General features: G+C 73.3%; 10 protein-coding genes. 6 read left to right on the forward strand and 4 right to left on the reverse strand.

The window, feature by feature from the left end; genetic code table 11:
* Window positions 1–109 precede the first annotated feature (109 nt).
* Together ACWEV0_RS34775 and ACWEV0_RS34780 are read right to left on the reverse strand one after the other, a co-directional pair.
* The gene (locus ACWEV0_RS34775) at window positions 110–1,195 is read right to left on the reverse strand and encodes a chitinase (protein ID WP_453153812.1); all 1,086 of its coding nucleotides are present in this window, start codon (window positions 1,193–1,195) and stop codon (window positions 110–112) included.
* Window positions 1,196–1,307: 112 nt separating this feature from the next.
* On the reverse strand, window positions 1,308–2,297 hold the full coding sequence (locus tag ACWEV0_RS34780) for a LysR family transcriptional regulator (protein ID WP_453153813.1): 990 nt from the start codon (window positions 2,295–2,297) through the stop codon (window positions 1,308–1,310).
* Window positions 2,298–2,448: 151 nt separating this feature from the next.
* Between ACWEV0_RS34780 and ACWEV0_RS34785 the strand changes: the two genes are divergently transcribed.
* From ACWEV0_RS34785 to ACWEV0_RS34800, 4 genes are all read left to right on the forward strand, one after another.
* On the forward strand, window positions 2,449–3,144 hold the full coding sequence (locus tag ACWEV0_RS34785) for a type 1 glutamine amidotransferase domain-containing protein (protein WP_453153814.1): 696 nt from the start codon (window positions 2,449–2,451) through the stop codon (window positions 3,142–3,144).
* Window positions 3,145–3,146: 2 nt separating this feature from the next.
* Window positions 3,147–3,770: a TetR/AcrR family transcriptional regulator gene (locus ACWEV0_RS34790; RefSeq protein ID WP_453153815.1), complete on the forward strand. Its 624-nt coding sequence runs from the start codon at window positions 3,147–3,149 to the stop codon at window positions 3,768–3,770.
* Between the two features lie 72 nt (window positions 3,771–3,842).
* On the forward strand, window positions 3,843–4,856 hold the full coding sequence (locus ACWEV0_RS34795) for an NADP-dependent oxidoreductase (RefSeq protein ID WP_453153816.1): 1,014 nt from the start codon (window positions 3,843–3,845) through the stop codon (window positions 4,854–4,856).
* A gap of 90 nt (window positions 4,857–4,946) precedes the next feature.
* A complete protein-coding gene (locus tag ACWEV0_RS34800; protein WP_453153817.1) occupies window positions 4,947–6,500 on the forward strand; it encodes an MFS transporter in 1,554 nt (517 codons plus the stop codon).
* Window positions 6,501–6,531: 31 nt separating this feature from the next.
* On the opposite strand, the gene ACWEV0_RS34805 is transcribed toward ACWEV0_RS34800, so the two are convergent.
* Both ACWEV0_RS34805 and fusA read right to left on the reverse strand, forming a co-directional pair.
* On the reverse strand, window positions 6,532–6,726 hold the full coding sequence (locus ACWEV0_RS34805; RefSeq protein WP_453153818.1) for a hypothetical protein: 195 nt from the start codon (window positions 6,724–6,726) through the stop codon (window positions 6,532–6,534).
* A 52-nt stretch (window positions 6,727–6,778) separates the two neighbouring features.
* The gene (gene fusA, locus ACWEV0_RS34810) at window positions 6,779–8,794 is read right to left on the reverse strand and encodes an elongation factor G (protein ID WP_453153819.1); all 2,016 of its coding nucleotides are present in this window, start codon (window positions 8,792–8,794) and stop codon (window positions 6,779–6,781) included.
* Between the two features lie 352 nt (window positions 8,795–9,146).
* Between fusA and ACWEV0_RS34815 the strand changes: the two genes are divergently transcribed.
* Window positions 9,147–9,518 carry a PadR family transcriptional regulator gene (locus tag ACWEV0_RS34815; protein ID WP_403791147.1) on the forward strand — a complete coding sequence of 124 codons (372 nt, stop codon included), beginning with the start codon at window positions 9,147–9,149 and terminating at the stop codon, window positions 9,516–9,518.
* Entirely contained in the window at window positions 9,515–10,075 is a 561-nt protein-coding gene (locus tag ACWEV0_RS34820) for an HAAS signaling domain-containing protein (RefSeq protein WP_453153820.1), read from the forward strand. The genes ACWEV0_RS34815 and ACWEV0_RS34820 overlap by 4 nt, the downstream gene beginning before the upstream one ends.
* Window positions 10,076–10,252: the final 177 nt, after the last annotated feature.

Raw genomic sequence — 10,252 nt, forward strand, 5'->3', positions numbered from 1 at the left:
CGCGTGCGCCCGCGCGGGGGGGGGGGCGGCGGGGGCGGGGCCGCCCCCGCGCGGGTCCGCCCGCTCGACCGTCGGGATCGGGATCGGATCAGGCCGTCGGGGCCGGGGGCTACCGGCCCTGGAGGGCCTTCACGTTGTCACCGAAGGTCCAGCCCTTGGACCCGTCCCAGTTGGCCGACCAGGTCATCAGGCCCTTGAGGGATCCGCCGTAGTGGTTCCACGCCTGCCCGACCGCCGAGGGCGCCATGTAGCCGCCGCCCGCACCGGGTTGCGCGGGCAGGCCGGGGACCTGCTTGTCGTACGGCACCCGGATCGTGGTGCCCTGGACGACGAGGCCCTTGTTCAGACAGTCGGTCTGGGCGACGAACCCGGCGACGGTGCCGGCGGAGTACGAGTCGCCGGAGCAGCCGTACATGCTTCCGTTGTAGTACTGCATGTTGAGCCACCACAGGCGCCCGTTGTCGGCGTACTTCTTGACGATCGGCAGGTAGGCGCCCCAGATCGACCCGTACGCCACGCTGCCGCCGGTGACGTACGCGGTTTCGGGCGCCATGGTCAGGCCGAAGCCGGCGGGCATGCGGGCGAGGATGCCGTCGATGATGCGGACGAGGTTGGCCTGCGAGGCGGACAGGGTGGTGATGCTGCCGCTGCCGACGAGGCCGGTCTCGATGTCGATGTCGATGCCGTCGAAGTTGTACGTCCGCAGGATCGGCACGACGGTCTCGACGAACCGGTCGGCCACCGCGCTGGAGCTCAGGTCGATGCCCGCGGCGGCGCCGCCGATGGACAAGAGGATCGTGGCGCCCGCCGCCTTGGCCCGGCACATCTCGGCGGGGGTGGCGACGCGGACGGTGCTGTCCATGCCGTCCTCCCACAGGACCGTGCCGTCGGAACGGATCACCGGGAAGGCGGCGTTGACCACGTTGTAGCCGTGGGCGGCGAAGCGCGGGTCGTCGATGGGGGCCCAGCCGAAGGGCGGGTGGACGCCGTTGGCGGCGCCGTCCCAGTTCTCCCAGTACCCCTGGAGGACCTTGCCGGCGGGCCTGGGCCTGAGGGCGCAGGTGTCGGTGGATGCCGCACCCGTGGCCTCGGCCGCGGCGGAGCCGGCGGCCCGGGCGGGAGCGGTGAGCGCGGTGGCGGCGAGCAGGGCGGCGAGGGCCGCCAAAAGGGCGCGGGCGGGTCGATGGCCGGGCATGCGTGCTCCTCGGGACGTGGGGGTGGTCCTGGGCAGGGCGCGCGCTCCAGCAGACCGTAGATTGGTCCATACCTTTCGTCAATACGTCGCGCCGGCCCCGGGCCCCCGGGGCTCACGCCTCGTGTGACACGCGGATCAGATGGTCGCGCACGACGGCCACGTGCGGATTGGTGGCGGAGCCGGGGCGCTGGACGAGGAAGCCGGTGTTGATCGGCGGGTCCTCGGGCTGGTGCAGCAGCACGAGCGCGCCGGAGGCCAGCTCGGCGGCGCAGAGATAGCGCGGCAGGACGCTGGCCCCGACACCGCCGACGACGGCGGCGAGGACCGCGCGCAGGTCGGGGACGGTCACCGCGGGCGTGGCCGCGAGGCGGGTGCCGAAGACGTGCCGCCAGTAGCGGCGCAGGATGGGCAGGTCCTCGGCGTACGAGACGAGGGGCACGCCGTGCAGGGCGGCGGGCCCGTCGGTGGCGACGCCCGTGCTGAGGCGTTCGGCCCACGCGGGCGCCGCGACCAGGACGAACTCCTCGTCGGCGAGCGGGACGGAGGCGAGGTTGCGGCCCCGGGGGCGGACGGTCGCCACCACGAGGTCGTGGCGGCCGGCCCGCAGCGCCTCCAGGAGGTCGTCGGTGAGGCCGAAGGTGACGCGGAGCCGTACGCCCTTGTCTATGAGGCCAGCGAGGGTGGGCAGGACGCAGTGCGAGAGGTACTCGGCCGGGCCGGCGATGTGCACGGGCTCCGCCTCGCCCGCGCCGAGCAGCCCGCCGGGGCCGTGGACGGCGCCGAGCGCGTCCAGCGGCTCCACGACGCGGCCGGCCAGCTCGTCGGCGAAGGGGGTCGGGGCCACGCCGCGGGGCAGCCGTTCGAACAGCTCCCGGCCGAGCCGGCTCTCCAGGGCGCGGATCTGGGTGGTGACGGTGGGCTGGGAGAGGCCGAGCATCCGGGCGCCGGTGGTGAAGGATCCGGCCCGGTAGACGGCGAGGAAGGTGCGCAGCAGATTCAGGTCGGGCAGCCCGGGTCCGTTCGGGGAGGCCGGCAGTCCGGGGCCGTGCGCGGGGGCCGCCGGCACCGCCGTCGGCGGCGCTCCGGCCGCTCCTGACCGCATTCCCGCCGTGCCATCGGATTTCCTATCTGCCATATGTCCGAGCCTATTGGATTCGGATGGGTCCTGCCTCCTACGGTCGAGGACATCGCCGCACTGACGTTCTGCGTCCGCGGTGTCAGAACCCCCACCGCGTCAGCCTGGAGACACACCCATGTCGAAGATCCTTTTCGTGATGACCGGCGCCGACCACTGGACCCTCGCCGACGGCACCGAGCACCCCACCGGTTTCTGGGCCGAGGAGGCCGCGGCGCCGTACGAGGCGTTCACGGCCGCCGGGCACGAGATCACCGTCGCCACGCCCGGCGGTGTCGTCCCGACCGTCGACCGGGGCAGCCTGGCGCCCGAGGTCAACGGCGGGCAGGAGGGTGCCGACCGGATCGCCGCGACCCTCGACGCGATGGCCGAGCTCCGGCGCCCGGTCCGGCTGGCGGACGTGCGGCTCGACGACTACGACGCCGTCTTCTACCCCGGCGGCCACGGCCCCATGGAGGACCTCGCCGTCGACGCCGTCTCCGGTCGCCTCCTGATCGACGCCCTGGCGTCGGGCAAGCCGCTCGGTGTCGTCTGCCACGCGCCGGCCGCACTGCTCGCGGCGGTCGAGGAGGACGGCGGCAACGCCTTCGCCGGGTACCGGGTGGCCGCCTTCAGCAACGCCGAGGAGACCCAGGCGGGCTTCGCGGACAAGGCGAAGTGGCTGCTCGAGACCCGGCTCGTCGAGGCCGGCGTCGACGTCCGCGTCGGCGAGCCGTGGGTGCCGAACGTGGTCGTCGACCGCAACCTCGTCACCGGCCAGAACCCGGCCTCCTCCGCCCCGCTCGCCGCCGAGCTGCTCAAGAAGCTGGCCTGACGGTGGGTACCGACCGGCTCGACGAGGTCCTCGACGCCGCCTACGACTGCCTGACCCGGTACGGCGTACGGCGCACCACGATGGACGACATCGCCGCCACCATGGGTGTGTCCCGGTCCGCGGTCTACCAGTACGTGCGCAACAAGGACGACGCCTTCCGCCGGCTCGCCGCCCGGCTGCACGCCCGCGCCCTGGAGCGGGCCCGGCGGGCGGCGGGCGACCGGAACGCCTCGTACACCGTACGGATCCGGGGCGTCCTGGCCGCCAAGCTCGACCTCGTCGCCGAACTGAGCGGCCCGTCGCCGCACACCGCCGAGCTGGTGGACGCCAAGGCCCGGCTCTTCACCGGGATCTGCGCCTCGTTCACGGCCGATCTGCGGAGCCTGCTCACCGAGCTCTTCGCCGAGGCCGGCACCACCGCGGGCGTCGAGCCCGCGCAGGCGGCGGACATCGCCCTGGCGCTCGTCCTCGGCCTGGAGTCGGTGGCCGAGTCCGCGACGACGGACAGCCGGGTGCTCTTCGCCCCGGCGACGGACGCGCTGCTCGCGGGGCTGCTCGGGGTGCCAGTGCCGGTACCGGGATCGGAGCCGGAGCCGGAAGCGGTGCCGGTGCCGACCGCGCGCTGAGTCCGGCCCCTCCCTTCCCTTCTCTTTCCTTCTCTTCCTTCTTCTCCTTCCTCTCTCACGTGGAGCTTTGTCATGCCTTTTTCCAGCCGTGAATGGCAGCTCGTCGCCCGGCCCGTCGGCGAGCCCCGGTCCGCCGACTTCGCCCTCGTCACCGCCACCGTGCCCGACCCGGGCCCCGGTCAGGTCGTCGTCCGCAACGACTTCCTCTCCGTCGACCCGTACATGCGCGGCCGGATGAACGAGGGCGAGTCCTACATCCCGCCGTTCGAGCTCGGCGAGACCATGACGGGTACGGCCGTCGGCACCGTCGTCGCCTCGCAGGCGCCCGAGCTGCCGGTCGGCGCCACGGTCACGCACTTCCTCGGCTGGCGGGAGTACGCCCTCGTGGACGCCGCCGCCGTGCAGCTCGTCGACACCGCGCTCGCGCCCGCCGAGGCGTACCTGGGCGTGCTCGGCACCACGGGTCTGACCGCGTGGGCCACGCTGACGGAGATCGCGCCGGTGCGCGAGGGCGATGTCGTCTTCGTCTCCGGGGCCGCGGGCGCGGTCGGCTCGGTGGCCGGTCAGTTCGCCCGCAAGCTGGGCGCCTCGAAGGTGATCGGTTCGGCGGGCGGGCCCGAGAAGGCCGGCCGGCTGGTGGAGCAGTACGGCTACGACGCGGCGCTCGACTACCGCGCCGGCGACGTCGCCGGTCAGCTCGCGGCCGCCGCGCCCGAGGGCATCGACGTCTACCTCGACAACGTCGGCGGGGAGCACCTGGACGCGGCCCTGGCGGCGATGAACCTGAACGGCCGGATCGGCCTGGTCGGCGCCATCTCCGCGTACAACGCGACCGAACTGCCGCCCGGCCCGGCGAACCTGCCGCTCGCCATCGGCAAGCGCATCACCCTGCGCGGCATGAACGTGGGCGACCACCTGCACCTGATCCCCGACTACGCCAAGCAGGCGGGCGGCTGGCTGAAGGACGGCTCGCTGGTCGCCGACGAGACGGTCGTCGAAGGCATCGAGAACACGCTCGACGCCTTCCGGTCGATGATGCGCGGCGGCAACACGGGCAAGATGCTCGTCCGCCTCACGCACCACTAGACGCCCTCGGCGGCGGCCCGCCCGATGGGCGCGGACCGCCGCACGGCCTTTCTCCCTTCCCGGTACGTATCCTTCGGAGCCTGTCCCTCCATGTCCCCGCAGCAGTCCTCTTCGCCCAGGCGGTCCGGCACCGCGCTCGTCCTGGCCCTCGGCCTCGCCGCCATGGTCGTGTCGATGATGCAGACGCTCGTCGTCCCGATCCTGGCCGTCGTCGAGCACCAGCTCGACATCACCACGTCCGCCGCGAGCTGGCTCACCACCGCGACCCTGCTCTCCGCCGCCGTGTTCACGCCGCTGCTCGGCCGGCTCGGCGACCAGCGCGGCAAGCGGCCGGTACTCGTCGCGGTCCTGGCCCTGACCGTCGTCGGCTCGGTCCTCGCCGCCACCACCAGTGCGCTGCCGCTGCTCCTCGCCGCCCGGGCCATGCAGGGCGCCGCCACGGCGATCTTCCCGCTCGCCCTGTCCGTACTGCGCGACGAGCTGCCGCCGCACCGGCTGCCCGGCGCCATGGGCCTGGTCAGCGGCACCCTCGCGGTCGGCAGCGGCCTCGCCCTGGTCGGCGCGGGGCTGCTGACGCGGGGTGCCGACCCGGACTACCACCGGGTGTTCTGGCTCGCCACCGGCCTGTCCGTGCTCGCGCTCGTCGTCGCCGCCGTGACCGTCCCGCCGTCGCCGCGTCCGTCGGGCGGGCGTACCGACTGGCTGGGGGCCGGGGCGCTCGCCGCCACGCTCGTGCTGCTGCTCCTGCCGGTGTCGCAGGGCAACACCTGGGGCTGGGGCTCGGCCCGTACGGTCACGCTGTTCGTCGCGGCCATGGTGATGGCGGCGGTGTGGGTGCTCGTCGAACGACGGGTGCGCGAGCCGCTCGTCGACATGGCGATGTTCGTGCTGCGGCCGGTGCTGTTCACCAACGTCGCGGGTCTGCTGCTCGGCTTCGGCATGTTCACGCAGTTCATCGCGGTGTCGTACCTCGTCCAGACGCCGACGGCGCTCGCCGGATACGGGTTCACCGCCTCCGTCCTGTCGGCCGCCGTCACCTACCTGCTGCCCGCGACCCTCGCCTCGCTCGTCGGCGCCCAGGTCGCCGGCCTCCTCGTCCGTCGCGTCGGAGCCCGCGTGACCCTGGCGACCGGTGGCGTCTTCGGCGTCCTGGGCTACCTGTGGCTGGCGCTCCAGCACGGCGCCACCGGCTCGGTGATCGCCGCCGGCATGCTCACCGGCCTCGCCGTGAGTTTCGGCCTGGCCTCGCTGCCCGCGTTCATCGTTGCGGGCGTGCCGGTCCACCAGAGCGGCATCGCGAACGGCATCAACTCCATCGCCCGCTCGGTCGGCAGCGCCATCGGCAGCGCCGTCATCACCTCCCTGCTCACCGCCCACCTCATCGAGGGCCTGCCGCCGGGCGTCCCGCCGCTGCCCCAGGAGTCCCAGTACACGACCGCGTTCGTGATCGGCGCGATCGCCTTCGCCCTGGTCACGGTCACGGCGCTGACCGGCCTGCGGATCGAGGACGGGCGCGGGAAGACCGTGATCCGGGCGACCGGGCAGGACGAGCCGGTCACGACGACCGGGAACCTCAAGGCCGTCGACACCGTCGGGACGGCAGCGACGGAGCCGGCCGTGGCGGAAGGCGCGGGCGCCCGATGAGAGGCCCCACCCGCTGAGGGCTTCGGCGCCCTCACCCGCGCCGCCCGGGCAGGAAGTGTGCCAGGGCGTCGCGGGCGAGGGCGAGGTGGGACTCCTCGGGGTGGGTGGTGAGGCGGATCTTCACCCAGGCTTCGTCGAGACACATTCCGGTCACCCGGGACAGCCTCCTGGCCTGCCAGGAGGTGATGGGGGACCAGATCCAACGACGCCGACCGAGCTGCTTCATGAGCTGTCCAACGAGGGGACCTACCTCACCGAAACCGTACAAACCGGTCAAGCTATCCGGCTGGTGCGTAACCGGCCGGACGGGTGGTGAAGGTGCCGCGGCCCTGGGTGCGGCTGCGCAGGCGCGAGGCGTAGCCGAAGAGTTCGGCCAGCGGGACCGTCGCCGTCAGCACCGCCGTGCCGCCGCGGGTCGTGGAGCCGGTGACCCGGCCGCGGCGGGCGGCGAGATCGCCCAGGACCGTGCCGACGGCGTCGTCGGGGACGGTGACCGTGACCTCGGCGACCGGTTCGAGCAGCGTCATCTCGCTCGCCCGGAGCGCCTCGCGCAGGGCGAAGCGGCCGGCCGCGCGGAAGGCGAGCTCGGAGGAGTCCTTCACGTGCGTCGAGCCGTCGGTGAGCGTGACGCGGACTCCGGTCACCCGGTGGCCGCCGAGCGGGCCCTCGGCGAGGGCATCGCGGCAGCCGGCCTCGACCGCGCGGGCGAACAGCGGCGGGACGCGGCCGCCGACGACCGTCGAGCGGAACACGAAGTCCTCCTCGTCCCTCTCCGCGAGAGGTTCCAGATCGATGACGACGTGGGCGAACTGGCCCGCGCCGCCGTCCTGTTTGACGTGCCGGTACGCGAGGCCGGTGACGCCGCGGGCGACCGTCTCCCGGTACGCGACCCGGGGCCGGCCGACCACGACGTCGAGGTCCTGGGCCTGGCGCAGCTTCTCCACGGTGACCTCCAGGTGGAGTTCGCCCAGGCCCGAGAGCACCGTCTGGCCCGACTCGGGGTCGGTGCCGACGACCAGGGAGGGGTCCTCCTCGGCCAGCCGGGCCAGGCCCGCGGCGAGGCGCCCGGTGTCGATGCCGCGCCGGGCCTCGACAGCCACCGAGACCACCGGGTCGGCCCGTTCGGGCTCCTCCAGCATCACCGGCGCGTCGGGCGCGCAGAGCGTGGCGCCGGACCGGGTGGACTTGGGTCCGACGACGGCGACGATGTCGCCGGCCGCGGCCAGTTCGGTCTCGGTCGTACGGTCGGCCTGGACGCGCAGGATGCGGGCGACGCGCTCGGTGCGTCCCGCCGTGGTGTCGAGCACGGTGTCCCCCTTTCGGAGCGTTCCCGCGTAGACGCGGAGGTAGGTCATGCGGCCGGTGGACGTGACGCCCACCTTGAAGGCGAGCGCGGTGAACGGCGCCGCCGGGTCGGCGGGGTGCCGGTCGGGGCGTACGGGCGGCAGGTCGGCCGGCGCCGGCAGATACGCGGTGACGGCGTCGAGCAGCGGCTCCACACCGCGGTTGCGGTAGGCCGAGCCGCACAGCACGACCGTCGCCCCGCCGGAGAGCGTGAGGTCGCGCAGCGCGGCGACCAGTGTCTCCGTGCTCAGCGCGTCCTTGGCGCAGAACTCCTCCAGGGCGGCCGGGTGCAGTTCCGCGACCTGTTCGTCGAGCGCCCGCCGCCGGTGTGCCGCCTGCTCGCGCAGCGCCTCGGGTACGGGTCCCTCGACCGGGCCCTCGCCCTGCGCGGCGCCGCCGGGCCACTCGTACGCCCGCATGCGGATCAGGTCGACGACGCCGGTGAAGGAGTCCTCGCGGCCGATGGGGAGTTGGACGGGCAGCGGGACGGTGCCGAGCTTGGTCCGGAGGGACGCCACGGCCTTGTCGAGGTCGGCGCCCGCGCGGTCGAGCTTGTTGACGAACGCGATGCGCGGGACGCCGTGCCGGTCGGCCAGGCGCCACACCGACTCGCTCTGCGGCTCCACGCCCGCGACGCCGTCGAACACGGCGACCGCGCCGTCGAGGACGCGCAGCGCGCGCTCGACCTCACCCGCGAAGTCGACGTGGCCGGGGGTGTCGATCAGGTTCAGCCGGTGGCCCGCCCACTCGCAGCTGACGGCCGCGGAGAAGATCGTGATGCCCCGGTCCCGCTCCTGCGGGTCGAAGTCGGTGACGGTGGTGCCGTCGTGGACCTCGCCGCGCTTGTGGGTGGCACCGGTCAGATAGAGGAACCGCTCGGTGAGGGTGGTCTTCCCGGCGTCGACGTGGGCGAGGATGCCGAGGTTACGGAGGTGGGCAGAGGTACGCATGATGATGGTCCTTCGCGTGCGATGCGGAAGCAGGGCAGCGCGATTCCCGTGACGAGTCGCCGTACGGGCATGAGCTCGTCGCGGGTCAGCGGTGACGGCCGCGCAGCCGGCACCGGACGGGACGAGAGGCCAGGATCACGTCGTACCGGGCACGGGAGACGACGGCGAGGGCGGTGGCGGCAGCCGTGACAGCGCGCATGGTCGTCTCCTTTCATGGCTCGTACATCTGACGGTTCGCCGATCCGACGGGGCGTCGGTTCGACCGCGTGAGCGAGTGTAGGGAGACGCGGTCCCGATGAGACACCTGTTTTTCGACTTGTCGGAGATCACGTCCCGAGCTATCTTGCATTACATGGTTCCTGGTGACGCAAGTAACGAGGCGGGGGGCAGGGTTCCCAGCCAGCTCCGCAAGGGCGTGCTGGAGCACTGCGTCCTGGCGCTGCTCAGGGACGGGCCGAGGTACGGCATCGAGCTGCTCGGCGAGCTCTCCGCGGTCAGCGTGATGACCACCAGCCAGGGGACGATCTACCCCTTGCTGTCCCGGCTGCGCCGCGAGGGACTCGTCGACACCGAGCTGCGCGAGTCACCGAGCGGTCCGTCCCGGCGCTACTACACGCTCACCCCGGCCGGCCGGGCGGCTCTCGCCGAGTTCACCCGCGCCTGGCCGCTGTTCCGGGACGCCGTCGACCACTTTCTCAACGACCCGCAGGGGGAGCCCTCATGAACACCATCGACCACCCGCTCGTGACCGCCTACCTCGACGCCGTCGCGCACGAGACGGCCGGACTGCCCGCCGAGCGCCGGGCCGAGCTCCTGGCGGATCTGCGCGAGCACATCGAGGTGAGCGGCGCCGAGGGCGAGCAGCAGCTGCGCGAGGTCCTCGCGGACCTGGGCGAGCCCCGTACGGTGGCCGCGTCCGCCCTCGCCGAGGAGCCGGCCACCACGACGACCACGGTCGCGGAGCCCGGACAGCCCGGGCGCGCCTGGCCCACCGTGCTCCTGCTCGCCCTGGCCGGGCTGCTGTTCCTGCTCAACATGGTGGTGGGCACGGTGGCACTGCTGGCCGGGCTGTGGCTGCTGCGGAAGTCACCCCTCTGGGACCAGCGGAGCAAGGCCATCGCCACGGCCGCCTCGGCGGCGCCCCCGGTGATGATGCTCATCGGTGGCGTCTTCCTGGCCGCTCCCCGGATCGGCCCCACGGAGGTGCTGCTCCTCATCGCGTTCGCGCTCGCCGTGCCGGCGATCGGCACCGTGACCCTGCTGCGCAACGTGCGCCGCTAGGGCCCGGCCGGCCGCACGCGGCAGGCTGCGATCGCCCGCACCGTCTGCACTGCACCGCCGTTCGCGCAAAGGCGCTCGGCCGGGACACCCCGGCCGAGCGCCATTTCGGGGTTAATTACCCCCCATACGGGTGGGCCCCCACCCCCCCAACTGTGAGCCGCCGCGGTGACGGTGGGC

The organism is Streptomyces sp. NPDC003943, from assembly GCF_053605265.1.

Coding starts and splice junctions, on each gene's coding strand:
- fusA (WP_453153819.1), bottom strand. CDS start 8,794: ATGCGTACCTCTGCCCACCTCCGTAACCTCGGCATCCTCGCCCACGTC.
- ACWEV0_RS34815 (WP_403791147.1), top strand. CDS start 9,147: ATGGTTCCTGGTGACGCAAGTAACGAGGCGGGGGGCAGGGTTCCCAGC.
- ACWEV0_RS34775 (WP_453153812.1), bottom strand. CDS start 1,195: ATGCCCGGCCATCGACCCGCCCGCGCCCTTTTGGCGGCCCTCGCCGCC.
- ACWEV0_RS34820 (WP_453153820.1), top strand. CDS start 9,515: ATGAACACCATCGACCACCCGCTCGTGACCGCCTACCTCGACGCCGTC.
- ACWEV0_RS34780 (WP_453153813.1), bottom strand. CDS start 2,297: ATGCGGTCAGGAGCGGCCGGAGCGCCGCCGACGGCGGTGCCGGCGGCC.
- ACWEV0_RS34785 (WP_453153814.1), top strand. CDS start 2,449: ATGTCGAAGATCCTTTTCGTGATGACCGGCGCCGACCACTGGACCCTC.
- ACWEV0_RS34795 (WP_453153816.1), top strand. CDS start 3,843: ATGCCTTTTTCCAGCCGTGAATGGCAGCTCGTCGCCCGGCCCGTCGGC.
- ACWEV0_RS34805 (WP_453153818.1), bottom strand. CDS start 6,726: ATGAAGCAGCTCGGTCGGCGTCGTTGGATCTGGTCCCCCATCACCTCC.
- ACWEV0_RS34800 (WP_453153817.1), top strand. CDS start 4,947: ATGTCCCCGCAGCAGTCCTCTTCGCCCAGGCGGTCCGGCACCGCGCTC.